The following is a 24,955-nucleotide window of genomic DNA, read 5'->3' on the forward strand; positions in this document are numbered from 1 at the left end:
TGGTGTTCAAACCATGCATCCATTATTTACACAGTTTCAGCCTTCAAGCAAGTTATGAGGCGCGTGGATCCTGGATTCGATTCCAGATCGAATACAAGCTGGGCAAGAACAAGAGCGTCAGGATGGTGCCAATGGCTGTACCGCCGATCAGCGTCAGGGCCATGGAGCCCCAGAACACGGAGAAGGACAGCGGAATGAAGGCCAGTACCGCCGCCAGCGCCGTCAGAATGACGGGGCGGGCACGCTGCACAGTGGCTTCAATCACGGCATCGTAGGGTGAGGCACCTTCAGCCCGGTTGGTCTTGATCTGCTCAATCAGAATCAAGGTATTGCGCATCAGGATCCCCGCCAGACCGATCAGCCCCAGAATCGCGGTAAAACCAAAGGGTTGCTGGAAAATCAGCAAGGCGGGCACGCTGCCAATCAAGCCCAAGGGGGCGGTCAGGAACACCATGATCATGTTCGAGAGCGAACGTACCTGAATCACGATGACCAGCAGCATCAAGGCAATCATGACCGGGAAGACGGGCAGCAGCGCGTCATTGGACTTCTTGGCCTCGGCGGTGATGCCGCTCATCTCGATCAGGTAGCCAGGGGGCAGGGAAGCCTGCAAGGAGGCAAACTCCTTCATCACCCGGTTGGCCACTTCTGCCGGTTGCACGTGCGGAGCAATATCCCCTCGCACGGTCATGGTGGGCAGGCGGTTGCGACGGGCCAGCTTGGGTTCTTCCTGCATGATTTCCAGCTTGCCGACTTGCTCCAAGGGCAGGTTCTGGCCCTGATCATTCATGACGGTCAGGCCGGACAGGCGAGTTGGGTCATGGCGGTTGCTGGCCGAGCTGCGCGCCACAACCAGCACATTACGCAGGTCCTCGCGGTATTCCGCAACGGTTGTGCCATCCAGCTGCAACTGGATTTGTTCGGCCAGACTCTGGCGATTCAAACCCAAGGCTTGCAGACGTTGTGGGTCTACGTCCAGCTTCAGGACGGGTACGCGCGAACCCCAGTCCACGTTCACCTGACGCATGTCCTTGTCGGCCCGCATCACCGCCATGGCCTGCTCGGAAATATCACGTAGCTTGTCCAGATCAGGGCCACGTACCAGGAACTCCACCGGGTATTTGGTGGATGGCCCGAACACTAGCTGAGTGGCACGGACACGCGCTTCTGGTGTCAGGCCATCGGCCACCACTTGGCGGAAGCGTTGCAGCAGCGCATCGCGGTCGTGGTGATCAGCCGTCAGCACCACCAGACGAGCAAAGGAGGGATCAGGCAGTTCAGGGTTGTAGGACAGGAAAAAGCGCGGTGCGCCTTGCCCGGCATAGCTGGTGACCAGCTTGGTTTCGGGCTGCTCGCGCAACCAGCTCTCCACCTTGCGAGTAACGGCTTGCGTGGACTGAATACTGCTGCCCTCGGGTAACTGCACTTCTACCAGCAGCTCGGGTCGGTCGGAGGTGGGGAAGAATTGCTGTTTGACGAAACCCATGCCTACAACCGCCAGCACGAAGGCCGCCACCACAATTCCGGCCACCAGAAACTTGTGGTGTACCGACCAGGCAATCATGCGGCGCAGGCGCATGTAATTGGGGGTGTCGTAAATGGCCTGATGGCCGCCGGGACGGGCTGGAATGGCGGGCAGCAATTTCACGCCCATATAGGGAGTGAAGGCCACCGCAACCAGCCAGGAGGTCAGCAGGGCAGCGGCCAGAATCCAGAAGATATTGCCGGCGTACTCCCCGGCAGAGGAACGGGCAAAACCCACCGGCAGAAAGCCGATAATCGTCACCAGGGTGCCGGACAGCATGGGGGCTGCCGTATGGTTCCAGGCATAGGCGGCGGCTTTCAGGCGGTCCATGCCTTCTTCCATTTTCACGATCATGATCTCGATCGCAATAATGGCGTCGTCCACCAGCAGGCCCAGCGAGATAATCAGCGCGCCCAGCGTTACCCGATCAAACACCTTGCCTGTCATCATCATGATGACGAACACCATGGCCAGCGTCAGGGGCACAGCGGCAGCCACTACAATCCCGACCCGCCAGCCCATGCTGACCAGACACACCAGCAGCACGACGCTTAGCGCCGCGAAGAACTTGAACATGAACTCGCCTACGGCGGAGGCAATGTTTACCGACTGGTTGGTGACGGTGTCCAGGGAGAAGCCCAGGGGCAGGGCAGCGGCAATATCTTCCCGTGCCTTTTCCAGATCCTTGCCCAGATACAGGCCGTTGTAGCCCTCCTGCATCACCACATCCAGCAACATGGCAAATTGTGCGTTGTGGTGAATCTCGAAGCTGGGTGGGTCCTCGTAACCACGGCTGATAGTGGCAATGTCGCCCAAGCGCAGATTATGACCCTGCACGTAGATATAGGTATTGCTGATGGCCTCCACATCCTCCAGCCCGGCGCTAAGGCGCATGTGAATACGCGGGCCATCGGTGCTGATGGCACCACTGGCTGTCATGGCACTGCGCTTGGACAAGGCTTCCAGAATCTGTTGAGGATTGAGCTGCAGATTGTGCAGCTTGGCTTCGTCCAGATCGACAAAAATACGCTCGCTTTGCTCGCCCAGAATATTCACCTTCTTGACGCCGGGGACTTGCAGTAGCTGGCTGCGTACTTTCTCGGCCTCGCGAGTCAGCAGGCGCGGTGGCAGACCGGGGGCTTGCAGCGCGAACAGGCTGAAGGACACGTCCGAGTACTCATCGTTCACAAACGGCCCCTGCACGCCTTTGGGCAAGCGCGGAGCCTGATCCTGCAGCTTCTTGCGGAGCTGATAGAACTCGCTCTGAACGTCCGCGGGCGGCATGGTGTCTTTCAGGGTCACCACCATCAAGGCTGTGCCGGGACGGGTAACCGTCTCTACCTTGTCAAACCAGCGCAGTTCCTGCATGCGCTTTTCCATGGGCTCGGCCACCAGATCCTGCATTTCCTGGGCGGTGGCCCCGGGCCACATGGCAGTGACGGTCAGCACTTTCACGGTAAAAGCCGGGTCTTCGGCTCGACCCAGTTTCACGAAGGAGTAAATGCCGGACGCTGCCAGAGCAATGATCAGAAACAGCGTGATGGCCCGTTCACGCACCGCCAGAGCGGAAAGATTGAAGCGGCCTGTCATTGCTTGACCTCGCGTGTTTCAGGACGAACTTCCTGGCCTTCATGCAAAAGGTTAGCGCCCAACGCCACGATGGCCGTACCGGCTTCAGGGCCTTGGGACAGGTAAGCGTGTTCCTGGGCAAGCTTGGCAATGGTCACGGGCTGCCAGTGCACGGTTTTCTGATCATCAATTACCCACACACCGGGCCCTTTACCCGCATCGTAAATTGCAGTCAGCGGCACTTGATTCAAGGCGTCTGCATCCGGGGGCGTCAAATGCACAATGGCGCTGGAACCCAGTCTTGCGGTGACATTCTCGCCCTCGAAGGAAAAGCGGGCCTGATAGCTGCGGGTTGCAGGGTCAGAGGATTGGGCCAGCTCGCGCAGTTGGGCGGGCAGGCTTTCCTGGGAGTCCGTTAGTTCAATGGTGGCGCGAGTACCCAGCGGAATATCCCACTGCTCGGGCAGGCTGACAATGACATCACGTGGACCGTCCTGGGCCAGGCGCAGCACGGCTTGCCCCGGGCTGACAACTTGGCCAACATCCGCAATCTGGGCGGTAATGATGCCGCTGGCTTCTGCTTTCAGGGAACTGTATTGGTCGGCGTTGCGGGCTATTTCAGCTTGTGCTTGGGCGGACTTCAGATTTGCCTGTGCGCTACGCAGTGCCTTCTGGCTTTGTTCATGCGCCTGACGGGAAACACCGCCTTGCTCCACCAGCAGGGACAAGCGTTTGTAATCTGACTGGGCTTGTTCGGCCTGAGCCTGGGCGGCCTGCACGGCAGCCAGACGGGCGCGGTAATCCAGTTGCAGATCCTTGGGGTCCAGCGTCATCAAGAGCTGGCCTTTTTCAACGTGCTCGCCGTTTTGAACTTTGCGCGTATCAATCTTGCCGCCTACCCGAAATGCCAGCGGGCTTTCCACCCGTGCGCTGACCAGCCCCAGGAAACGTCGTTGCTGATCGGCCTTGGGCTGAATCACGCTTTGAATGACCAAAGGAGCCTGAGTGCGAGGGTCGGCCTCCTGTGTCTGCTGGCTGCACCCCATCAGTACAAGGGCGGCGGACAAACTCAAGACAGGGCTAAGAGAGCGAAAAAGAGCCATGCAGGACTCCGGGTAGGTAAATAGTTGGATGAACTGTAACTTGGGACGTGACGTTCAAGGCATCAGGCTACGCAGGATAAGCTGCGTTACCACCAGCAAACCTTGGCGGGTTTTTTCAGGCGGATGTATTTCCAGCAAGACAGGGTGTAGACAGGCGGTCAAGGCAAACAGGATGCCTTGAACCACCTCGTCCAAGGGCGTGCGGCGTTCAAAGTCGCCGCTTTCACGGCCCGCGCGCACCAGGGCGGTGATTTGGGTCAGCAAATCTTCTCTGTGCTGGTCCACTGTTGTCCAATTGTTTTGCAGCGCTTCAATGACCACTTCTTGCATGCGGCCTTCCTGCAAGAACAGCTCCAGGCTTAGCGTGCAGGCGGTTTCAATGAAGTGGCGCAGACGTTCGATAGGGGGCAAGTCGCCCTCCACAATCTGTTGCAGCTGCACGTGCATGCCTTTGAGCACAGAGTGGCAGATCGCCTGGCCGATAGCCTGCTTGGAGTCGAAAAAACGATAGAGATAAGCGCTGGACACGCCTATGGATTTGGCCAGGCTGGCAACAGAGGTCTTGCGATACCCGTAGAGCCGGAAATGCGTATTGGCCTGCTCAATGATCTGTTCGCGGCGATGATGCTCGGTCGGACCACGCTGGCCCAGGGTACTGGCTGGCATAGAAGTTGAATGTTGAAGTAACGATAACGCAATACATTAACTTCCTTGTTAAGCCGCGGCAAGTAAATTGAGGCCACATATCCCGTTTTTTTGCTTGATGGGACTCTTCTTGACAGGCAAACCTTTTAGATCAGCCGATGGCTTGAGCAGGCAGCAGGGCATCCGCAGGATGGGATCATGCTTTGAGTCTGACCTTCCAGGCTTTGGCTTGTTGAGAGCGTGCCAGGGATAGCGCTTTTTGCAAGGTGGCTGATGCGTATGGTTGTTCGGATGGGAGATGCCTCATTGCCTGCGGCGTATTTGTCTCGAATGTCTATTACAACCAGCCGCTTCTGGAACTGTTGCAACAGGCATTCTCGCAGGAAAGAGGGCTGATTAATCTGGCCCCGATGGCGACCCAGTTGGGGTTTGTTTGCGGCCTGTTTTTTCTGGTCCCTCTTGGAGACCGGATTGACCGTAGAAAATTGATTCTGGGGCAGGCGGTGGTTTTGCTGGTCGGGCTGGTATTGCCTGGCGTCTGGGTGGGTGGCATGCGGTATGCCTGTTTGGAGGGGCATTAGTGCTTATCGGTTTTTCTTTGCACGGTATTCGTAGACGAGCGATAGGCACCAGAGGCTGAGAGAGGTGTTCTGGTGCGCATGCTTGCAGGCCGGGAGTCCACCAATGAAAAAAGCCTGACAGATCGAAATCTATCAGGCTTTTTGAATTTTTTGGCGGAGCGGACGGGGCTCGAACCCGCGACCCCCGGCGTGACAGGCCGGTATTCTAACCAACTGAACTACCGCTCCGCAGCGGTGCCAAGAATCTTGGCGTCCCCTAGGGGATTCGAACCCCTGTACCCACCGTGAAAGGGTGGTGTCCTAGGCCTCTAGACGAAGGGGACAGGACTTACAACTAAATCGTCGTTTTGGTGGAGGTAAGCGGGATCGAACCGCTGACCTCTTGCATGCCATGCAAGCGCTCTCCCAGCTGAGCTATACCCCCAATTTTCTTTACTTCGTTTTTTAACTGCGTCAAAAAACCAAAGTATCGAAATAAGTGTCAGGCTTGACGAGGCTTGCCACTTCAAACTGCTAAAACCAGTCCAGGACTGATTTTTAAATTTTTTGGCGGAGCGGACGGGACTCGAACCCGCGACCCCCGGCGTGACAGGCCGGTATTCTAACCAACTGAACTACCGCTCCGCAGCGGTTGCCAAGAATCTTGGCGTCCCCTAGGGGATTCGAACCCCTGTACCCACCGTGAAAGGGTGGTGTCCTAGGCCTCTAGACGAAGGGGACAGGACTCTACAGCTAACCTTCGTTTTTTGGTGGAGGTAAGCGGGATCGAACCGCTGACCTCTTGCATGCCATGCAAGCGCTCTCCCAGCTGAGCTATACCCCCATTTCGGCGTTCTTTTTGTCGACCACCAACGAAGAATTGAGATTATGAAGGTGTTTTTATCTTTGTGCAAGTCTTTTGAAGAAAAAAACCAAAATAAAGTGAAAAAACTTCAGAGGGGCTGCCAGAGGGGGGCATGGGGCAGGCAGAGGAGGCGATACCCCCGGCGTGCGGAAGCCGAAAACAGGGCTCAGGGTGAGCCTGAAATGCGCTTGTATCTTTTTGTTTTATACGGAGTTTTGTATCTTCTTTGTGTCATAACATTTCATTTGTGGCTCAATAGAAGGAAATGCTTTCAACTATTAGCGTCGTTTTTTTGTCCCTTTCAGGCTTGTCTAATTCCCTTCTTAGGCGCATAAATGCAGGGTTTGTGAGAAATTTGCGCTGCTCTGTAATCTAATGATGGTATGCTTCGTTGAGTAACATTTCACCTGCAATAATTACGTTTTGTAGGCCCCTCACTTAGCCTGCATTTTTTTATTTAATGGCGCTATGTCAGCAAAGCAGTGCATATCATCACCTCTGCCTGTTCCAGTGGATGCACAAAGACGAATCAGTTTGAGTGCTTTGCTGATTTGGGTGCTGTTGGTCTGGCTGTTGTTGATCTCCGCAACGGTTACTGTCATTTACAAGCAAAACCAGGCAGAAATTCGCCTGCAGGCAAGTAGCGGCCTCCTGCGCCAGCTCTCTGATATCAGCTATTCCGTGGCGCTGGCCGCGCCTTCCAGTTCGACGCCTGCCCGCTTGCGCCACTTGGATCAGCAGTTCCAAGGGGTGGTGCAGTTGTTGCGTGATGGCGGGGTAGTCGATGGTGTGGTCCTGGTCCCGCTGGACAAGCCCTTGCTGGGGCTGGTCTCTCAACTAAGTAATGAATGGCAGCGGCGCTTGATGCGTCTGGATTTTCCGGTCAGCTCCGAGCAAGTGCTCTTGCCAGCGGCCAGCCTGAACGCGGAAGACTCGTTATTTCGTCATAACACCCAGCAATTGCTGGATGCGTTTGATGCCTCGCGTGAAAGCGTCCGCTCGCAGCACCGCTGGACGGTGTTCTTCATGCTGGGTCTGGATTTGATCGCGCTGTGTCTGTCCTACTTCATGTTGCGTGCCTGGGCAGCCGATCCCTTGCGACAGCTGGTGGCTCAAGGCCAGGCTTTTACTGGCGGCAATTACCGTGCAAAAAGCACCAGTTCAGGCACTAGTGAAACGCGTTATTTGTCGCAGATTTTGAATTACTGCGGTTTGCAGATTCAACAGCTGGATGCGCAGCTTTCTATTCAGCAGCGCAATTTATCCCAGCTCAACGCCATATGCCGCAGTTTGAGCCACAACCCTTTATTGGGAGTTTATTTATCCCGCGATGGCCGCTTTGATTTCGTCAATAAAAAGCTGGCTGAGACATTGGGATATAGCCGTGCACAATTGCGCCAGGAGTTCACGGTTGATCAAGTCTTTCTGTCGCCGCGATTTCCTTCTTTGACTCAAGTGGTGCCCGATTCGCGTTCTGGTGGCAGCAGTTTGCGCTATGAAACGCGGGCATTGCGTTATGACGGCAAATCCATTGATGTCGAGATCTGTGCCATTCCCATCGAGCTCGAGGGCCGTATGGGCATGGTGGCAGTAGTGCAGGACATCACCACGCGGGTGCGCAACGAAGTGACGGGTCGTTTGGCGGCCGTGGTGTACGAGAACACTTGCGAAGCCATTGTTGTAACGGATCGTTTTGGCCATGTGGTAGATGCCAACCCGGCTTTTAGCCGCATCACCGGCTACGAGCTGGACGAAGTGCGGGGCCGCACCTTGTCTATCCTGAACTCGGGGCGTCAGGACACGGAGTTCTACCGCAAGATGTGGCGCGAGATTTCGGAAACCGGGCGGTGGCAGGGTGATATCTGGAATCGACGCAAGAACGGCGAGGATTTTGCCGAGCGTTTGACCATCAGCACTGCCTGGAACCCGGATGGCACGGTGTATCGCCATATTGGCTTGTTCACCGACATCACCAGCCATAAGAAGCGTGAAGCGCAGATGTGGAAGCAGGCGCATTACGATCATTTGACGGGCTTGCCCAATCGGCAGATGTTCCAGGATCGCTTGCAGCAAGCGCGCGAGCAGTCGCGTCGCACAGGCTTACCTTTCGCGCTGATCTTTATGGATCTGGATTTTTTCAAGGATGTGAACGATTCCTTGGGGCACGAGAAGGGCGACGTCCTGCTGCAGGAAGTGGCCCAGCGTTTGCAGCGCTGTGTGCGGGTAACGGATACCGTGGCCCGTATTGGTGGTGACGAGTTTACCGTCATCATCTCGGATATCAGCGATACCTCGATTGTGGAGCGCACTTGTCGCTGTTTGCTGGACACGATTGAAGAGCCTTTCCAGTTGGGCAAGAACTCGGTGTCTGTTTCTGCCAGTGTGGGAATCACGCTGTTCCCCGAAGATGGCGATGATGCCGGCCAGCTTTTGAAGAATGCGGATATGGCCATGTACGCTGCCAAGGCTTGCGGCCGTAATCAATACTGCCGCTTCCTGCCTGCCATGAGCGAAGCCGTGGAAGCGCGCCTGCGTTTCTCGCAGGATTTGCAAAAGGCACTAAGCGAGCAGCAGTTCCAGCTTTATTACCAACCCATTGTGGATTTGCGTACAGGGCAGGTCACCCGTGCCGAGGCCTTGATACGCTGGGAACACCCGCAGTTGGGCTTGGTGCCCCCTTCAGAATTCATTCCGTTTTCCGAAGATTCCGGTCTGATTGTGCTGATTGGCGAATGGGTGTTCGAGACGGCTGCCCAGGCCGCGGTGAAACTACGCAACGAGCTGGACCCCGGTTTCCGGGTCAGCCTGAATGTCTCGCCCGCGCAGTTCAAGCTCAATGGCTCCTGCGCGCGCGAGTGGGTGGAGTATCTGCAAACCCAAGGCATTCCGGGCGATGCGCTGGTGGTGGAAATTACCGAGCGCTTGTTGCTGGACGATCAGGGGCAAGCCTTGCAGCAGTTGCGCTCCTTGCGGGAGTACGGCATGAGTGTGGCGCTGGATGATTTTGGCACCGGCTACTCCTCCCTGTCGCACCTGAAGCGGTTTTCCATCAATGTGCTCAAGATTGATCAGTGCTATATCCGCAATCTGGCCCTGAGCAGCGAGGATCTGGTGCTGACTCAGGCCATGATTGTCATGGCGCAAAAGCTGGGCTTGCGGGTAGTGGCAGAAGGTGTGACCAGTCACGAGCAACTGGATTTGTTGAACAACGCCGGTTGCGACTATATGCAGGGCTATTTGTGCTCTACGCCCATCCCGGCGGATGAGTTCGTGGACTGGTGCAAGACCTGGAATCGGGAGCGTGCCGGTGGTTTTGCCGCGCGCTTGTACCCGAATGCACCGCAGGCTTTGCAATAGCAGAATCCTTTGAATCCCTGCTATAGCGCAAAGCCTGTGGTGAGTTTGTTGGTGCTTAGTCCTGACGACGAGAGCGCCAGGCAAAAATAATCAGAAGCAGGCCTGCCCAGATCAAGAAGGGCAGATTGCCGTATTTCACGTAGGGAGTCAGGCCTGTTGTGCCTTGAACTTCCACATCCAGCACACCCGGCGTCAGGGGCGGCAGAACTGCACGAACACGCCCATAAGGATCAATGGCTGCTGTCATGCCGGTATTGGTGGCACGCAGCATGGGACGGCCTGTTTCCAGAGCCCGCATACGTGAGATCTGCAAGTGCTGGCTCAAGGCCCAGGAATCGCCAAACCAGCCCAGATTGCTGATGTTCAACAGCAAGGTAGCGCCTTCCTGGCCAGGACTGCCTTGCACGGCCTGGATGATCTCTTCACCAAACACGTCTTCATAGCAGATGTTGGGGGCAACACGCCCCTCTGCCATCTTGAAGGGCGCTTGCGGCAAGGCGCCACGATGGAAGTCCCCCAGCGGGATATTCATCATGTCCACAAACCATTGAAAGCCGGTGGGGATGAATTCGCCGAAAGGCACCAGATGATGCTTGTCGTAGTAGCTGGCCGTGCTATTGATGATGTCCTGGGGCTGAGTCTCGGGGCTGATCAGCAAGGCGCTGTTGGTGTAGCTCAGCTTGCCGTTGACCGTGCCACGGTCCATGGGGACACCCAGCACCAGATTGGCTTGATGGCGCTGTGCCAGTTCCGTCCAGCGCAACCAGAAGCTGGTTTCCAGGCGGTTTTGCAATACGGGGATAACGGTTTCAGGCAGAACAATCAGGCGCGGCGCGTCTTCGGGGGTCTTGGCCGGCAGGTTTGCCAGCTCGTAATAACGCTCTATGCCTTCGCTCATATTGGGGCCGAACTTGGCGCTTTGATCGATATTGCCTTGCACCAGGCGGGCAATAAAGGGCGCGCCATGGGGCTGGACCCAGGCAATATGCGGCAGACTGATCCCGATCAGGCCAAAAATCATGGCGATACCAATGCCGATCGCGCTGGAAGGGCTTTGGTTCTTGTCTTTGGAGGCGGCAAACTGGGCAATCACGGCGGCGCTGAAAGCCGACAGCCAGGCCAGGCCATACACACCCACAACGGGTGCCCAGCCGGTAAACATCCCTTCTGCGTGGGCGTAGCCGATATTCAACCAGGGAAAGCCAGTCAGCAAATTGCCGCGCAGCCATTCGCTTAATGCCCAGCAGCTTGCCCAGCCTGCTGATAGCAACAATCGTGGCAGCCAGGAATCACTATCGTGCTTGGGGCGCAGTTTTTGCCAAACCGCTGAAGCCAGAGCAGGAAAGAGGGCCAGGGCGGCAGCCAGTAGCAAAACGCCCAGGGCGGCCATCCAGGAGGGCATGCCACCATACTGGTGCATGCTGATGTACAGCCAGTAAATCCCTACGCCAAAATGCCCCAGCCCAAACAGATAACTGCGACCAAAGGCCTGGCGCACGGACGTCGAACCCATGATCTGCGAGCAGGCAATGGCCAGCAAGGTGATCTGGTAGAAAGGCAAAATCCAGGATGGCAGCGGGCCAATGGAAAAGGACAGGGCATGCAAGCCCCCCAGGACCAGCAGTAAAGCGACGCCAAGCGCCTGGGGTAAAGGTTTGGAATCAGGCTTGTTCAAGATTAGGCTCGGCGGGTGTGGCTCGCTGAACGTGCAACCAAAGGGCTCGTTTGGCATCCGCACGGACAACCGTGAGGCTGATGCCATCAAGCTGGGCCACATCGCCCCGGCGAGGGATATGTCCCAATTCGGACGCCAGCCAACCACCTACGGTGTCAAAGTCGTCGTTAGGGAGGTGGGTCTGGAAGGCTTCGTTGAAATCGGGGATTTCAGTCAGTGCCATGACACGCCAGCTGTCGGGGCCGGCCTGGAAAATGGTCTGCTCGGCGTCTTCATCGTATTCGTCTTCGATGTCGCCCACAATTTGTTCCAGCACGTCTTCCATGGTGACCAGGCCTGCTGTACCACCGTGCTCGTCAATAACGACGGCCAGGTGATTGCGGCTGCCACGGAACTCGTGCAGCAAGACGTTCAGGCGCTTGGTCTCGGGAATGAATACCGCAGGGCGAATCAGCGGGCGCAAATCCAGCGTGGGGTTGGCGATCGAGAGCAGCAGGTCCTTGGCCAGCAAGATACCGATGATATTGTCGCGCTCCGTCTCGTAGATCGGAAAGCGGCTGTGGCCCGTTTCAATAATGATGGGCAGCATCTCGGTCAAGGGCTTGGCGATGTCCAGCATATCGATCTTGGATCGGGGCACCATGATATCGGCCACTGTTTTGTTGGCCATATCCAGTGTTCCGGCGATCATGGACAGCGATTCGTCGTCGATAACTTTGCGGGCGTGGGCCGCAACCAGGACAGACTTAAGGTCTTCTCGGTCTTCGGGTTCGTGACGCCGATTGAAAAAAGCACTTAAGCGAGAGATGGGATTGTTTGAGCTGGCCTTGGAAGGGCGGGGCTCGGGGTCGGGAGCAGAGTCTGACATTGTCCGAAGGACGAGTTAAGGAAGAAACAAGCATAACCGAAAAATGATGACAAGGTATGTACCTGTCATCATTCGGAATGCGGGAAGGGAAGTGAGGATTGGCGCAGCTTTGTCAGGGATGGGAGACCCTTTGTGACAAGTGGGCGAGCTAGCGCTCCTGGTAGGGATCGGGGATGCGCAAACTGGCCAGAACAGCGGTTTCCAGCGCTTCCATGTCCTGGGCTTCGTCCTCTTCAATGTGGTCGTAACCCAGGGAATGCAGACAGCCGTGCACCACCAGATGAGCGGCATGGTGCAGAAATGGCTTTTGCTGTTCCTGGGCTTCACGCTCCAGCACGGGCAGGCACAAGACGATATCGCCGTGGACCACGCCGTCCTCGTCCTGACCATATTCAAAGGTCAGCACATTGGTGGCGTAGTCGCGTTCCCGGTAGCTCAGGTTCAGGCTCTGGCCTTCTTCGGCGTCCACAATACGCAAGGTGGCGGAAAGGGCGGTGAAGCGATCTTCGGGGTGGATGCGTTCGACTGCCATATCAATCGTGCGCTGCATCCAGCGGCGGATACGGGAGCGGCTCAGCTCGGGGCAATCAATAGCGTACTGGACGCTCAGGGACAGATCAGGCATCACCGGCTCGTTCGTAGGCGTCCACAATTCGCGCAACCAGCGGGTGGCGCACGACATCACGGCTGCTAAAGCGCGAGCAGGAAATACCCTGCACGTTTTCCAGCACCTTGACGGCATGATTCAAGCCGCTGCGCTGGCCTTTGGGCAAGTCCACCTGAGTGGGGTCGCCGGTAATCACCGCCTTGCTGCCAAAACCGATGCGCGTCAGGAACATTTTCATTTGTTCCGGTGTGGTGTTCTGGGCTTCGTCCAGGATCACGAAAGCATGGTTCAGCGTGCGGCCGCGCATATAGGCCAGCGGTGCGATTTCGATGATTTGTTTCTCGAACAGGCGCTGTACCTTCTCCACACCCATCAAGTCATACAAGGCGTCGTACAAAGGGCGCAGATAGGGGTCTACCTTTTGGGCCAGATCACCGGGCAAAAAGCCCAGGCGCTCACCCGCTTCGACGGCAGGACGTGTCAGCACCAAGCGATGGACGGATTCGCGCTCCAGTGCATCAATGGCGCAGGCCACCGCCAGCCAGGTCTTGCCGGTACCGGCTGGGCCTACGCCGAAGTTGATGTCATTGTTCAGGATATTGCGCAGGTATTCGCGCTGACCGGGTGTGCGAGGACGCAGGTCGCGTTTGGCGGTGCGCAGGGAAATTTCTTCCTGGCCGACGGGGGGCAGCTCGGGCAGGGGCTCGGGCTTTTCCTCTTTTTCGTGGCGGCGGCTGGCGCCCAGCTCAACCAGGCCCAGCTGAATATCGTCGATATTCAGCGCACGGTGCACGGCACGCGAATGGAACCAGTCAATGGCCTTGGCAGCCTCCTCCGCGCGCTCGCCTTCAATCGAAACATGACTGCCACGCCGACGCAGGGTGACGTCATAGGCAATGGCAATCTGCTTGATGTTCTCGTCCAAAGGGCCACACATATTGGCCAGATGGGTATTGTCCCCGTCCAGACGCAAGGAAGTGGGCATGCGGCGGCGTTGGCTAGTCATAGATCAGGCTCCTGCAACCCGGTCATGGGTCACGATTTCTCCGCGCAAGGTATTGGTCAGTACTTGGGTCACGTGCACATCCACAATTTGTCCGATCAGGCGAGGGTCGCCGGGGAAGTTGATGATGCGGTTGTTTTCGGTACGGCCTTTCAGTTCCGAGTCGTCTTTGCGCGAGGTGCCTTCGACCAGAATGCGTTGCACGCTGCCGACCATGGCCTGGCTGATGGCCTGGGCCTGCTCGTTGATTTGCGCTTGCAGGCGGTGCAGGCGGTCCAGCTTTTCTTCTTTGCTGGTGTTGTCTTCCAGGTCGGCGGCCGGTGTGCCGGGGCGACGCGAATACACAAAAGAGAAAGACTGGTCGAAATTCACATCGCGAATCAGCTTCAGTGTCTTCTGGAAATCCTCTTCCGTCTCACCGGGAAAGCCCACAATAAAGTCCGAGGACAGGACGATGTCGGGACGCGCTTCACGCAGGCGGCGCACGATGGATTTGAACTCCAGCGCAGTGTAGCCGCGTTTCATTGCAGCCAGAATACGGTCGCTGCCGGCCTGTACGGGCAAGTGCAGAAAGGGGACCAGCTTGGGCAGATTGCCGTGGGCGGCGATCAGGCGCGAGGTCATTTCCTTGGGGTGCGAGGTGGTGTAGCGAATGCGCTCGATACCAGGGATCTCGTGCACGTACTCCAGCAGCATGGCAAAGTCGGCAATCTCGCCAGCGACGTCGGTCGGGCCACGGTAGGCGTTCACGTTCTGGCCCAGCAGCGTCACTTCACGCACACCCTGGTCGGCCAGGTCAGCCACTTCCATCAGTACGTCGTCAAAGGGACGGGAGACTTCGGGGCCACGGGTGTAGGGCACTACACAGAAACTGCAGTACTTGCTGCAGCCTTCCATGATGGACACAAAGGCCGAATAACCCTCCACGCGTGCTGGAGGCAGGGCGTCGAATTTTTCGATTTCAGGAAAACTGATATCCACTTGCGAGCGGCCGCTGTTGCGGCGCTTGACGATCAGCTCGGGCAGGCGGTGCAAGGTTTGTGGTCCGAACACCACATCCACGTAGGGAGCACGACGAATAATCGTGTCGCCTTCCTGACTGGCCACACAGCCACCTACGCCAATGACCAGATCGGGATTGAGCGCTTTCAAATGCTGAACCCGGCCCAGATCCGAGAACACCTTTTCTTGCGCTTTTTCGCGCACCGAACAGGTATTGAACAGGATGATGTCTGCTTCTTCGGGGTTGGTTGTCAACTCCACGGGGCGATCCTGATTCAGGATATCGGCCATTTTTTCGGAGTCGTACTCGTTCATCTGGCAGCCAAAGGTGCGAATGAAGAGCTTGCGGGCAGGCTTGGTAGCAGCATCCGCGCTGGCGGGGGTAGAGATTGTGGTGTCGGTCATAGAAGGAGCCGTGACGGGTGTATATCCCGCGGGCCATTGAAAATGATGAATCGGGCATTATAACGCCCAGCCTCCCGTGAGCCACAAGCAAGCTGGGATCATGTGGGAGGACTTGTTGCAGACAGGCCGCCCTTTGGGGTGAGAAGGCTGGAAATAGTCTTGTCGGGGTATGAAGCTGGATCAGGATTTTCAGTCAGCTTCTACTTGCGTCCTGATTTTGCGGATTATATGATTCGTATATGGATCATATAAGGATTGAAAAATGGGTATCGTGAATATTGATGACGAGCTGCACGACCAGCTACGCAAGGCGAGTACGGTTTCATGTCGCTCCATCAATGCGCAGGCGGCTTTCTGGATACGTATGGGGTTGTTGTGCGAACTGAACCCGACCATGAGTTTTAACGAGATTGTCGCCCGTGAAATGAAGGCGGCTGGTTTGGGTGAGCCTGCCGTGCCTCTGGATCAGGTGGAGTCAGCATGATCAAGATGGCAGATGAAATTGCCTTGATGGCCGAATCGGGCCGTTTGCTGGCTCAAGTGTTCACGCGCCTGGATCAGTTAGATCTGATTGGCATGAACACCATGCAGATCAATGATCTGGTCGAGAGCTACATCGTCCATGATCTGCAAGCCCGGCCCGCCAGCAAAGGGCAGTACGGTTATGCCTATGTTCTGAACTCATCGCCTAATCAAGTCGTGTGTCACGGTATGCCGTCCACGACGGATGTACTGAAAGAGGGGGATATCGTGAATTTCGATATCACCTTGGAGAAGAACGGCTTTATCGCGGATTCCAGCAAAACCTACATGGTGGGGCAGGTGACTCCTGCTGCGCAAAAACTGGTCGATGCCTGCTATATGGCGATGTGGAAAGGTATACAAGCCGTACGCCCCGGCGCGACTTTGGGTGATGTGGGGTTTGCCATCTCCCAGTACGCACGCAAGAACGGCTATTCCGTTGTACGTGATTACTGTGGGCACGGCATCGGGCGGGAAATGCACGAAGCGCCTGAAGTTTTGCATTGGGGCATGCCGCGCACAGGACTGCGATTGAAAGAGGGCATGGTGTTCACCATTGAACCCATGCTGAATCAAGGTGGCCATGCAGTGCAAACCGGGAAAGATGGCTGGACCGTGCGCACTTGCGATGGCTTGCTGTCAGCACAGTTTGAGCACACGGTGGCTGTGACAGACAGTGGTGTGCGCGTGTTGACCTTAAGACCTGATGAAACCATCCCGAATTAATTACGTAGTTGGTCGTCCCTCCCTTGCATTACTTATGGCTTGTAGTGTGTCATCCAGTCATTGCAGCTTGTGCACTGAAAACGACAGCAGCAAGTTATTTCAGCCCGATGGAAATGAGATTTTCTGTAAACCTCGTTGATGCTGCCACAGCTGCGAGATCCCGTCATATCGTGATGGCAGTATTGCCCGTTGTCTAACCGTCGTGCCGAAGTATCCCTTCAGATCAATATAGGGTGGCAGGCGTTTGTTTTATTGAGGGCCGGAGCAGGTCGGCTTGGCGGGTCATTCGCCCGTGCTGCGCACGGGTCCCCTTGTCAGAGTCCAGATGCGGGCGGGTCGTGAACTCGGAGCGCGGTTTGTCCCCCGGACAAACCGCAAGCGTGCTCCTCAAACAGCACGACCCTTGCACCCCGCATCCGGCCTCTGCCCGCGGCGAATAACCTGACTCGCCCGCCGACCTGCTCCGGCCCTCAATAAAACAAAAAGAGGCTTACTGCCGCCACTCTATTACTCGCAATCCAGCAGCCTTAGAAACAAAAAAGCCCGACATTGTTTTAATGTCGGGCTTTCGTTAACAGCGAGCCAAGAAGCAACTTAGCCTTCTACAACCTCGCCGCCTTCGTCTTTCTTGATCGGCTTGACCAGATCCTCACGTTTCACGCCCAGCCACATGGAAATGGCGGCGGCCACGAACACGGAGGAGTAAATACCGAACCAGATACCGATGGTCAGCGCCAGCGAGAAGTTGTGCAGCGTGGGTCCACCGAAGAAGAAAATCGACAGCACCATCATCTGGGTAGAACCGTGGGTGATGATGGTACGCGAGATGTTCTGGGTGATGGACAGATCAATAATGTCCGACACCGACATCTTGCGCTGCTTGCGGAAGTTCTCACGGATACGGTCCATCACCACAACGGATTCGTTCACGGAGTAACCCAGCACAGCCAGGACACCGGCCAGCACCGACAGCGAGAACTCCCACTGGAAGAATGCGAAAAAGCCCAGAATGATGACCACGTCGTGCAAGTTGGCAATCGCACAAGCCAGTGCCAGCTTCCACTCAAAGCGGAAACCCAGATACAGCAAGATACCCGCGACCACAAAGGCCAGGGCCATCAAACCGTTATGCAGCAGTTCCTGCCCCACCTGTGGGCCCACGAACTCCACACGGCGCAGCTCCACGTCCGAGTGCTGCTGCTTCAAGGCCTGGAGTACTTGCTCGCTTTGCTGGGTAGAGTCTTGTCCGTCCAGAACGGGCAAGCGGATCATGATGTCCTGCGACGTGCCGAAGTTCTGTACCTGGAAGTCGGTATAACCCAGCGACTGAATCGAGCCGCGCACATCTTCGACCTGCACGGTTTGCTGATAGTGCACTTCCATGACCGTACCACCGGTAAATTCGATGGACAGGTGAAAGCCGCGCACAATAATGAAGACGACCGCTGCAATAAATGTCAGAAAACTGATCAGGTTCAGCACCAACGCATGGCGCATGAACGGGATAGTGCGGTGAATACGAAAAAATTCCATGATGCTTTATGCCTGTAGTTGGGCCTGGCCGGTTTGCACCGGCCCCGGCACTTTACTTCTTGTCCTGTGGTTTCCAGACCTGACCAATGGAAATACCCTGTAGGCGACGACGGTTGCCATACCAGAGGTTGACCAGGGCACGAACCCCAACCACCGAAGAGAACATGGAGGTCAGAATACCGATCACGTGGACGACCGCAAAACCACGGATAGGACCGGAACCGAAGGCCAGCAAAGCGACACCCACAATCAGACTGGTCAGGTTGGAGTCGAAAATAGTGGCCCAGGCACGATCAAAACCCAGGTGAATGGCTTGTTGCGGCGAGGCACCATTGCGTAGCTCCTCGCGGATACGCTCGTTGATCAGCACGTTGGCGTCAATGGCCATACCCAGGGTCAGGGCGATAGCTGCAATACCCGGCAAGGTCAGGGTGGCTTGCAGCATGGACAAGACAGCCAGCAACAAGAGCACGTTGAAGGTCAAGCCAATGGTGGAGAACAGACCAATCAGGTGGTAGTACAGCATGATGAAGATGGCGATCGCAATAAAGCCGTACAGCGTGGCGTTAAAGCCTTGGCGAATATTGTCGGCACCCAGGCTAGGGCCAATAGTGCGCTCTTCAATGATGCTCATGGGGGCGGCCAGCGAACCGGCACGCAGCAGCAGGGAAATATCGGCGGCTTCCTGAGCATTCATGCTGCCGCTGATCTGTACCTGGCCGTTAGGAATTTCGCTACGGATAACCGGAGCCGTCACCACTTCACCCACGCCATTTTCAAACAGCACAATCGCCATGCGCTTGTTGATGTTGTTGCGGGTAATGTCGCGGAAAATGCGCGAGCCCTTATTGTCCAGCGTCAGGTTGACGGTGGGTTGCTGGGTTTGCGAATCACGACCGGGCTGGGCGTCCTGCAGGTTTTCACCTGTCAGGATGACCTGGCGACGCAGCAGCAGGGGGGCACCACCACGCTCGGTGTAGCGCTCCAGACCAAAGGGCACGGTACCCGAGTTCAAGGCCGCAACGGCAGCAGGCGAGTCTTCCACCATACGCAGTTCCAGTGTGGCCGTACGACCCAGAATTTCCTTGGCTTTGGCTACATCCTGCACACCGGGCAGTTGAACCACGATGCGATCGGACCCTTGCTGCTGAATTACAGGCTCGGCTACGCCCAGCTCATTGATTCGGTTATGCAAGGTGGTGATGTTTTGCTTGAGGGCGTTCGATTGCACCTGAATGGTGGCGGCTTCGGTCAAACGGGCTGTCAGACCGCTGTCACCGGCAGGGGTGAAAGCCAGATCAGGCATGGCGCGACGCATTTCCGATTGAGCGCGGTCGCGATCGTCTGCCGAGGCAAAGCTCATGCGCAGCGAGTGACCATCACGCTCGATGCCGCCAACAGGCACTTTGGCTTCGCGCAGCACGCTGCGGGCATCAGCCACCATGGAGTCGTAGCGGGCTTGAAGCGCGCCTTGCATATCCACTTGCAGCAGGAAGTGCACGCCACCGCGCAAGTCCAGGCCCAGGTGCATGGGGTGGGCACCCAGTGCGGTCAGCCAAGCAGGCGACGCAGACACCAGGTTCAGCGCGACGGTGTAGTCGGGGGCGGTAGCTGTGGAGTCCTTGTTCAGTTCGCGCTCGATCAGGTCTTTGGCCTTGAGCTGAACATCGGTGGACTCAAAACGGAAACGCGCAGTGGCGCTAGGTCCGTTTTGTTCAAAATACGAGCCCGTCGTAGGAATATTGTTTTTCTTGAGCAGCTCTTCAACGTGACTGATCAGGTTGGTTTCAAGCCGGACCGTGGATTTGGCGCTGGAAACCTGGACAGCAGGAGACTCACCAAACAGATTGGGCAAGGTATAGATCAGGCCGATCGCCAGCGCGACCAAGACGATGACATATTTCCAGAGAGGATAACGATTCATGGGATATCTACGACGGGTGCAGAAATGGCAACCCCGGACCGAGGTCCGGGGTCGGAGGCATTACAGCGACTTGATCGTGCCTTTGGGCAGAACAGTCGTAACGGCCACGCGTTGGACCAGAACTTCAACAGGCTTGTCGGTCAGGTTGGCCACTTCAACGGTCAGGTAGTTGTCGTGAACTTTGCTGACTTTGCCCAGCAGACCGCCGGAGGTGATTACTTCGTCGCCTTTGGCCAGGTTGGAGACCAGGTTGCGGTGCTCTTTCTGACGCTTCATTTGAGGACGAATCATCAAGAAGTACAGCACAACGAACATCAAGATGATGGGCAGCATGCCCATCAAGGCATTTTCGCCGCCGGCAGCTGCCTGGGCGGGGATGAGAGTCAGAATGTCAACAGCGGACATGTGGGGCTCCTGAGGATTTTTTTGTGTGGGTTGTCAAAAACTAACGGTGTATTGTAGCGGCACTTTATTGCGGTATCACAAACAGCGTGTCATTCAATACCGCGCGCCCGATCCTGGTGGAACTGTTCCCGCCAGGCCGCGAAACGCTTTTGCTCGATAGCATCGCGCATCTCTTGCATGATCTGCAAATAGAAATGCAGATTGTGCAAGGTATTCAAACGCGAGCCGGTAATTTCATTGGAACGCTGCAAATGATGCAAGTAGCCACGCGAGAAATGCTTGCAGGTATGGCAGGTGCAGCTGGGATCCAGCGGGCGGGTATCGTCGCGGTAACGGGCATTGCGTATCTTGATGTCGCCGTAACGGGTAAACAGCCAGCCATTGCGCGCATTGCGGGTGGGCATGACGCAGTCAAACATGTCCACACCCTGGCTGACCCCTTCGACCAGATCTTCCGGTGTACCCACACCCATTAGATAGCGGGGGGCATGCGTGGGCAGTTTCGGGGTGGTATGCGCCAGAATGCGCATCATGTCTTCTTTGGGCTCGCCTACGGACAGGCCGCCAATGGCATAGCCTTCAAAGCCGATTTCGGTCAGACCAGCCAGGGATTCGTCGCGCAGGTCCTCGTACATGCCGCCTTGCACAATGCCAAACAGGGCATTGGGGTTATTCAGACGCTTGAATTCCTCGCGTGAACGGCGAGCCCAGCGCAAGGACATGCGCATGGATTTAGCCGCTTCGATATGCGTGGCGGGACGGTCGTCAATCAAGTAGGGCGTGCATTCATCGAACACCATGGAAATATCGGAGTTCAAGGAGTACTGGATTTGCATCGACACTTCAGGCGTCAGAAACAGGCGCTCGCCGGTGATGGGGGAGGCAAACTTCACCCCTTCCTCGGTAATCTTGCGCATGCCTTTCAGGCTGAACACCTGAAAACCGCCCGAGTCCGTCAGGATGGGCTTGTCCCATTGCATGAAATTATGCAGACCCTGGTACTTGTCCATGACCTCCGTGCCCGGACGCAGCCACAGGTGAAAGGTATTGCCCAATATGATCTGCGAGCCAATCTCGTTCAGCTCGTGCGGCATCATGGCCTTGACGCTGCCATAGGTGCCTACCGGCATGAAAATGGGGGTTTGCACCACACCGTGGTTCAGGGTGATCTGGCCACGGCGAGCGGCGCCATCGGTGCTTAAGAGGTCAAACTTCAGTCCACTCATGGGGTAGGAGGCTCAATGAACATAGCATCGCCGTAACTAAAGAAGCGATACCGGGATTGGACGGCGTGCTGGTAGGCACGTTGTATGGGTTCGATCCCCGCCAGGGCCGATACCAGCATCAGCAAGGTGGACTGGGGCAAATGGAAATTGGTGATCAGTGCATCCACCCACTGGTACTGGAAGCCGGGGGTAATGAACAGGCGCGTGTCGCCTTCAATGCTGCCATCGGTGCAGCGCTGGTTCATGCCGGGCTCTTTGCTGGCGGCAGACTCCAGCGAACGCACACTGGTGGTGCCCACGGCAATGACGCGGCCACCGGCAGCGCGGGTGGCTTCGATCTTGGCCAGGGTGGCGGCGGGCACATGGTAACGCTCGGCGTGCATGACGTGTTCGCTGATATTGTCCACACGCACAGGCTGAAAAGTGCCTGCACCCACGTGCAAGGTCACAAAGGCCTGGTCCACGCCTTGCTCGCGCAAGGTGTTCAGCATGTCGTCGGTAAAGTGCAGGCCAGCCGTCGGGGCGGCCACGGCACCGGGGTGACGGGCGTAAACAGTCTGGTAGCGCGAGTCGTCTTCCTCGTCCGCTGCGTGGGTAATGTAGGGTGGCAAAGGCGTGGCGCCGTATTGCTCCAGCATGTCCAGCACAGGCTCGTGAAAGCGCAGCGCAAACAGGGCGTCTTCCCGCCCGGTGCAATCGGCCAGTACCTTGCCGTCGGCCAGTTCCAGCAACGTGCCAGGTTTGGGGGACTTGCTGGCGCGGATATGGGCCAGAGCCGTATCGGGGCCGGTTACGCGCTCGATCAGCACTTCCACCTTGCCGCCGCTGCTTTTCTGGCCATGCAGGCGGGCCTTGATGACGCGCGTATCGTTAAAGACCAGCAGGTCACCCTTGCGCAGCAGGCTGGGCAGGTCGGTGAACTGGCGGTCATGCAATTGGCTGGCACCGTCCAGATGCAGCAGACGGCTGCCCTGGCGCTGGGCCGGCGGGCTTTGAGCGATCAGATCAGGGGGAAGCTCGTAGTCGAACTGGGCGATAGTTAAAGAGGGGTCGATGCTCATGGTTTGTCGTAAAGGGCCACTGGCCAGAAGGCCGGGCCTGATGGGGTAACCGACTATTTTAACGCTTTGCCGCCAGATTGCTGAAACGGCCATATCCGTGGTGTTTTTCTTTCGGTATGCTTGGGTCTTTCCTGAATTGATCTGTTGGAGACGAGGGCATGGGCGTTTTAAAGGCAAAGCCTGTTTTGAGTCGTTGCAAGCACGTGGCTCTGGCCACCTTGCTCATGGTGCAAGGCGCATCACTAGCCCTGGCCCAGGCCTTGCCGCCCGAGCTGGCTTCGGTATGGAACGCCAGCCGCTTGCCGCAATCGTCTCTGTCCATCGTGGTAGACGAGGTGGACGGTCCGCGCCTGATCGGCGTCAATCCCCAGGAGCCCCGTAACCCCGCATCGGTAATGAAACTGGTCAGTACCTGGGCCGGTTTGTCCGCTCTGGGGCCAGAATATACCTGGCGTACGACGTTAATGGCCCAGGACGGCCTGCAGGTGGACGAACAAGGCACTTTGAAAGGGCCTCTGTACATCAAGGCGGGGGGCGATCCGTTTTTGACCGTGCCGCAGTTATGGGACATGTTGCGCGAGCTCCGCTTGCGTGGGGTGAAGAATCTGACCGAAGTTATTGTGGATCGTTCCATCTTCGGCAACGTCACCATCAATCCGGGTGATTTCGATAATGCGGGTGACCGTCCCTATAACGCCAGCCCGGATGCCATGATGGTGGGGCTAGGCGCTTCCCGGCTGGTGTTCCAGCCAGATACACAGGCGCGCAAATGGATTGCGATTATTGACCCGCCTTTGCCCGGAGTGCGCGTACAGGGTGAAGTCGAGTGGTCGACGGCGACCTGCCCTGGTTCGCCTGTTGTTGGTACCCAGATTCAGCCTGAAGCCGGTGGCATGGTGGTCCGTGTCAGTGGCAAGGCCGCCGCTTCTTGCGGTGAGTTCAGCGTTTACCGTCTGGTTCATTCCCAAACCGAGTTTTTCGACAAGCTGTTCCGCAGCCTGTGGCGCGATCTGGGCGGCACCCTGGCCCGCGACATCAAAGCAGGCCGTGTGCCGGCTCGTGCGCAGGCGATTACCTGGCATGACTCGCAGTCCCTGTCTGACCTGATCCGTCTTATTAATAAGCAAAGCAACAATGTGATGGCCCGTACCATCTTGCTGACCGTGGGCGCAGAAATGAATGGTCCCGGTGCCACGGTGGCCACCGGCGAGCGCGCCGTCATGAACGTGCTGGGTCGCCAGGGCGTGAATACCGCAGGCTGGACCGTGGACAACGGCTCGGGCCTGTCACGCAATGCCCGCGTCACGGCGGGCGGCATGGCTGACATGCTGAAAGTCGCCTGGCGCTCGAACTGGATGCCCGAGTACATTTCGTCCTTTGCGATCTCCGGTGTGGACGGCACGGTGCGTTCGCGCTTGCGCGATGACGAGGTTCAGGGCCGTGCCCACTTGAAAACCGGCACGCTGCGCGATAGTCGTGCCTTGGCCGGTTACGTGCTGGGAGCCAGCGGAAAGCGGTATATTGTCGTCATGATGGTCAATGACGAACGTTCTGCCTCTGCCCGACCCTTTTTTGATGCGGTGGTGAAGTGGCTGGCAGTACGTTGACGATCACGATAGTGAGGGCTGCTGTGCAGCAGCCCTGTTTTTAGTTAGTCCCTAATTTGATGAAGCAATCATGCCCATACACGAAATACGCCACCCTTTGATCCGCCATAAGCTGGGCTTGATGCGCAAGGCAGATCTGAGCACGAAAAATTTCCGCGAAATGTCTCAGGAAATTGCCTCTTTGCTGACCTATGAGGCGTGCAAGGATCTGCCTCTGGAACCCACCACCATTGAAGGTTGGTGTGGCAATGTGGAAGTGGAAAAGCTGGCTGGCAAGAAAGTGACAGTTGTGCCTATCTTGCGCGCTGGTATTGGCATGCTGGACGGGGTGTTGAGCTTGATTCCTGGCGCCAAAGTCAGCGTGATTGGTATTGCTCGCAACGAAGAAACCTTTGAAGCCCAGACCTATCTGGAGCGTCTGGTCGGCGAGCTGGATCAGCGCCTGGCCCTGATTATTGACCCCATGCTGGCAACGGGCGGCTCCATGGTCGCCACAATTGATCTGCTGAAAAAAGCAGGCTGCAAGAATATTCGCGCTTTGGTGTTGGTGGCGGCTCCGGAAGGCATCGCCACTCTTGAAAAACATCACCCTGATGTTCATATTTATACCGCGTCCATTGATCAGCATCTGGACGAGCATGGTTATATCGTGCCGGGGCTGGGCGATGCGGGCGACCGTATTTTTGGTACTCGCCAGAAGGTTCAGGACGGCGAACTCTAAGTCCAGAACTTGTCGTGCTTTTTTACAATCCCTTGCCAGTACGCCA

The 24,955-nt window shown here is 56.8% G+C and carries 19 protein-coding genes and 6 tRNA genes; 6 read left to right on the forward strand and 19 right to left on the reverse strand.

All coding sequences use genetic code 11. The features are described from left to right. Nucleotides 1-52 precede the first annotated feature (52 nt). The 3 genes from NBV64_RS03970 to NBV64_RS03980 are packed head-to-tail and all read right to left on the reverse strand — an operon-like array spanning nucleotide 53 to nucleotide 4,863. A complete protein-coding gene (locus NBV64_RS03970) occupies nucleotides 53-3,115 on the reverse strand; it encodes an efflux RND transporter permease subunit (protein ID WP_250756731.1) in 3,063 nt (1,020 codons plus the stop codon). Next, the gene (locus tag NBV64_RS03975) at nucleotides 3,112-4,197 is read right to left on the reverse strand and encodes an efflux RND transporter periplasmic adaptor subunit (protein ID WP_009463858.1); all 1,086 of its coding nucleotides are present in this window, start codon (nucleotides 4,195-4,197) and stop codon (nucleotides 3,112-3,114) included. Before NBV64_RS03975 ends, NBV64_RS03970 begins: the two co-directional genes overlap by 4 nt. A gap of 54 nt (nucleotides 4,198-4,251) precedes the next feature. Further along, nucleotides 4,252-4,863, reverse strand: a complete 612-nt coding sequence (locus NBV64_RS03980; RefSeq protein WP_009463857.1) for a TetR/AcrR family transcriptional regulator — start codon at nucleotides 4,861-4,863, stop codon at nucleotides 4,252-4,254. Nucleotides 4,864-5,108: 245 nt separating this feature from the next. Here NBV64_RS03980 and NBV64_RS03985 point away from each other — a divergent pair, with 245 nt between their 5' ends. Continuing rightward, nucleotides 5,109-5,423: a hypothetical protein gene (locus NBV64_RS03985; protein WP_250756732.1), complete on the forward strand. Its 315-nt coding sequence runs from the start codon at nucleotides 5,109-5,111 to the stop codon at nucleotides 5,421-5,423. 151 nt (nucleotides 5,424-5,574) lie between these two features. Here NBV64_RS03985 and NBV64_RS03990 read toward each other — a convergent pair. The 6 genes from NBV64_RS03990 to NBV64_RS04015 all read right to left on the reverse strand — a co-directional run bounded on the left by NBV64_RS03990 (nucleotide 5,575) and on the right by NBV64_RS04015 (nucleotide 6,246). After that, nucleotides 5,575-5,651, reverse strand: a tRNA-Asp gene (locus tag NBV64_RS03990). 19 nt (nucleotides 5,652-5,670) lie between these two features. Beyond that, nucleotides 5,671-5,746 (reverse strand) — tRNA-Glu (locus tag NBV64_RS03995). 25 nt (nucleotides 5,747-5,771) lie between these two features. Continuing rightward, a tRNA-Ala gene (locus NBV64_RS04000) sits at nucleotides 5,772-5,847 on the reverse strand. Nucleotides 5,848-5,970: 123 nt separating this feature from the next. Beyond that, nucleotides 5,971-6,047: transfer RNA gene (locus NBV64_RS04005), tRNA-Asp, on the reverse strand. Nucleotides 6,048-6,067: 20 nt separating this feature from the next. Then, nucleotides 6,068-6,143, reverse strand: a tRNA-Glu gene (locus NBV64_RS04010). Between the two features lie 27 nt (nucleotides 6,144-6,170). Continuing rightward, nucleotides 6,171-6,246 (reverse strand) — tRNA-Ala (locus tag NBV64_RS04015). A gap of 555 nt (nucleotides 6,247-6,801) precedes the next feature. Between NBV64_RS04015 and NBV64_RS04020 the strand changes: the two genes are divergently transcribed. After that, on the forward strand, nucleotides 6,802-9,624 hold the full coding sequence (locus tag NBV64_RS04020; protein WP_060185582.1) for an EAL domain-containing protein: 2,823 nt from the start codon (nucleotides 6,802-6,804) through the stop codon (nucleotides 9,622-9,624). 55 nt (nucleotides 9,625-9,679) lie between these two features. Here NBV64_RS04020 and lnt read toward each other — a convergent pair whose 3' ends face one another. From lnt to miaB, 5 genes are all read right to left on the reverse strand, one after another. Further along, nucleotides 9,680-11,299, reverse strand: a complete 1,620-nt coding sequence (gene lnt, locus NBV64_RS04025; RefSeq protein WP_035271177.1) for an apolipoprotein N-acyltransferase — start codon at nucleotides 11,297-11,299, stop codon at nucleotides 9,680-9,682. Beyond that, a complete protein-coding gene (locus NBV64_RS04030) occupies nucleotides 11,286-12,167 on the reverse strand; it encodes a CorC family transporter (protein ID WP_009463852.1) in 882 nt (293 codons plus the stop codon). The genes lnt and NBV64_RS04030 overlap by 14 nt, the downstream gene beginning before the upstream one ends. 148 nt (nucleotides 12,168-12,315) lie before the next feature. Next, nucleotides 12,316-12,792 carry an rRNA maturation RNase YbeY gene (ybeY, locus tag NBV64_RS04035; RefSeq protein WP_250757217.1) on the reverse strand — a complete coding sequence of 159 codons (477 nt, stop codon included), beginning with the start codon at nucleotides 12,790-12,792 and terminating at the stop codon, nucleotides 12,316-12,318. Next, the gene (locus NBV64_RS04040) at nucleotides 12,785-13,780 is read right to left on the reverse strand and encodes a PhoH family protein (RefSeq protein ID WP_009463850.1); all 996 of its coding nucleotides are present in this window, start codon (nucleotides 13,778-13,780) and stop codon (nucleotides 12,785-12,787) included. Before NBV64_RS04040 ends, ybeY begins: the two co-directional genes overlap by 8 nt. A gap of 3 nt (nucleotides 13,781-13,783) precedes the next feature. Beyond that, on the reverse strand, nucleotides 13,784-15,184 hold the full coding sequence (gene miaB / locus NBV64_RS04045) for a tRNA (N6-isopentenyl adenosine(37)-C2)-methylthiotransferase MiaB (RefSeq protein WP_009463849.1): 1,401 nt from the start codon (nucleotides 15,182-15,184) through the stop codon (nucleotides 13,784-13,786). A 262-nt stretch (nucleotides 15,185-15,446) separates the two neighbouring features. Here miaB and NBV64_RS04050 point away from each other — a divergent pair, with 262 nt between their 5' ends. Both NBV64_RS04050 and map read left to right on the forward strand, forming a co-directional pair. Then, nucleotides 15,447-15,668 carry a ParD-like family protein gene (locus tag NBV64_RS04050; RefSeq protein ID WP_009463848.1) on the forward strand — a complete coding sequence of 74 codons (222 nt, stop codon included), beginning with the start codon at nucleotides 15,447-15,449 and terminating at the stop codon, nucleotides 15,666-15,668. Beyond that, nucleotides 15,665-16,432 (forward strand): type I methionyl aminopeptidase, encoded by a 768-nt coding sequence (map, locus tag NBV64_RS04055; RefSeq protein WP_250756733.1) that lies wholly within the window; start codon nucleotides 15,665-15,667, stop codon nucleotides 16,430-16,432. Before NBV64_RS04050 ends, map begins: the two co-directional genes overlap by 4 nt. A 594-nt stretch (nucleotides 16,433-17,026) precedes the next feature. On the opposite strand, the gene secF is transcribed toward map, so the two are convergent. The 5 genes from secF to queA all read right to left on the reverse strand — a co-directional run bounded on the left by secF (nucleotide 17,027) and on the right by queA (nucleotide 22,581). Then, nucleotides 17,027-17,965, reverse strand: coding sequence for a protein translocase subunit SecF (secF, locus tag NBV64_RS04060; protein ID WP_009463846.1), 939 nt, complete (start codon nucleotides 17,963-17,965; stop codon nucleotides 17,027-17,029). Nucleotides 17,966-18,017: 52 nt separating this feature from the next. Next, nucleotides 18,018-19,889: a protein translocase subunit SecD gene (gene secD, locus NBV64_RS04065; protein WP_022983425.1), complete on the reverse strand. Its 1,872-nt coding sequence runs from the start codon at nucleotides 19,887-19,889 to the stop codon at nucleotides 18,018-18,020. Nucleotides 19,890-19,949: 60 nt separating this feature from the next. Next, nucleotides 19,950-20,294, reverse strand: a complete 345-nt coding sequence (gene yajC / locus NBV64_RS04070; protein ID WP_003803689.1) for a preprotein translocase subunit YajC — start codon at nucleotides 20,292-20,294, stop codon at nucleotides 19,950-19,952. A gap of 89 nt (nucleotides 20,295-20,383) precedes the next feature. Continuing rightward, nucleotides 20,384-21,520, reverse strand: coding sequence for a tRNA guanosine(34) transglycosylase Tgt (tgt, locus tag NBV64_RS04075; protein ID WP_009463845.1), 1,137 nt, complete (start codon nucleotides 21,518-21,520; stop codon nucleotides 20,384-20,386). Further along, the gene (queA, locus tag NBV64_RS04080; protein ID WP_009463844.1) at nucleotides 21,517-22,581 is read right to left on the reverse strand and encodes a tRNA preQ1(34) S-adenosylmethionine ribosyltransferase-isomerase QueA; all 1,065 of its coding nucleotides are present in this window, start codon (nucleotides 22,579-22,581) and stop codon (nucleotides 21,517-21,519) included. The genes tgt and queA overlap by 4 nt, the downstream gene beginning before the upstream one ends. A gap of 158 nt (nucleotides 22,582-22,739) precedes the next feature. Between queA and dacB the strand changes: the two genes are divergently transcribed. Then, nucleotides 22,740-24,188, forward strand: coding sequence for a D-alanyl-D-alanine carboxypeptidase/D-alanyl-D-alanine endopeptidase (gene dacB, locus NBV64_RS04085; RefSeq protein WP_022983426.1), 1,449 nt, complete (start codon nucleotides 22,740-22,742; stop codon nucleotides 24,186-24,188). Nucleotides 24,189-24,258: 70 nt separating this feature from the next. After that, the gene (upp, locus tag NBV64_RS04090; RefSeq protein ID WP_009455167.1) at nucleotides 24,259-24,909 is read left to right on the forward strand and encodes a uracil phosphoribosyltransferase; all 651 of its coding nucleotides are present in this window, start codon (nucleotides 24,259-24,261) and stop codon (nucleotides 24,907-24,909) included. The last annotated feature ends 46 nt before the right edge of the window (nucleotides 24,910-24,955 follow it).

The sequence above is a fragment of the Alcaligenes sp. DN25 genome (genome assembly GCF_023674485.1).
In the GTDB taxonomy this organism is placed as follows: domain Bacteria; phylum Pseudomonadota; class Gammaproteobacteria; order Burkholderiales; family Burkholderiaceae_B; genus Alcaligenes; species Alcaligenes phenolicus.

Excerpts from the sequence above, each read along its gene's own strand:
- tgt (WP_009463845.1), bottom strand. The coding sequence starts at position 21,520 with ATGAGTGGACTGAAGTTTGACCTCTTAAGCACCGATGGCGCCGCTCGC.
- NBV64_RS04030 (WP_009463852.1), bottom strand. The coding sequence starts at position 12,167 with ATGTCAGACTCTGCTCCCGACCCCGAGCCCCGCCCTTCCAAGGCCAGC.
- dacB (WP_022983426.1), top strand. The coding sequence starts at position 22,740 with ATGGGCGTTTTAAAGGCAAAGCCTGTTTTGAGTCGTTGCAAGCACGTG.
- queA (WP_009463844.1), bottom strand. The coding sequence starts at position 22,581 with ATGAGCATCGACCCCTCTTTAACTATCGCCCAGTTCGACTACGAGCTT.
- NBV64_RS03970 (WP_250756731.1), bottom strand. The coding sequence starts at position 3,115 with ATGACAGGCCGCTTCAATCTTTCCGCTCTGGCGGTGCGTGAACGGGCC.
- map (WP_250756733.1), top strand. The coding sequence starts at position 15,665 with ATGATCAAGATGGCAGATGAAATTGCCTTGATGGCCGAATCGGGCCGT.
- NBV64_RS04050 (WP_009463848.1), top strand. The coding sequence starts at position 15,447 with ATGGGTATCGTGAATATTGATGACGAGCTGCACGACCAGCTACGCAAG.
- secF (WP_009463846.1), bottom strand. The coding sequence starts at position 17,965 with ATGGAATTTTTTCGTATTCACCGCACTATCCCGTTCATGCGCCATGCG.
- NBV64_RS03975 (WP_009463858.1), bottom strand. The coding sequence starts at position 4,197 with ATGGCTCTTTTTCGCTCTCTTAGCCCTGTCTTGAGTTTGTCCGCCGCC.
- yajC (WP_003803689.1), bottom strand. The coding sequence starts at position 20,294 with ATGTCCGCTGTTGACATTCTGACTCTCATCCCCGCCCAGGCAGCTGCC.
- ybeY (WP_250757217.1), bottom strand. The coding sequence starts at position 12,792 with ATGCCTGATCTGTCCCTGAGCGTCCAGTACGCTATTGATTGCCCCGAG.
- NBV64_RS04040 (WP_009463850.1), bottom strand. The coding sequence starts at position 13,780 with ATGACTAGCCAACGCCGCCGCATGCCCACTTCCTTGCGTCTGGACGGG.
- upp (WP_009455167.1), top strand. The coding sequence starts at position 24,259 with ATGCCCATACACGAAATACGCCACCCTTTGATCCGCCATAAGCTGGGC.
- secD (WP_022983425.1), bottom strand. The coding sequence starts at position 19,889 with ATGAATCGTTATCCTCTCTGGAAATATGTCATCGTCTTGGTCGCGCTG.
- NBV64_RS03980 (WP_009463857.1), bottom strand. The coding sequence starts at position 4,863 with ATGCCAGCCAGTACCCTGGGCCAGCGTGGTCCGACCGAGCATCATCGC.
- miaB (WP_009463849.1), bottom strand. The coding sequence starts at position 15,184 with ATGACCGACACCACAATCTCTACCCCCGCCAGCGCGGATGCTGCTACC.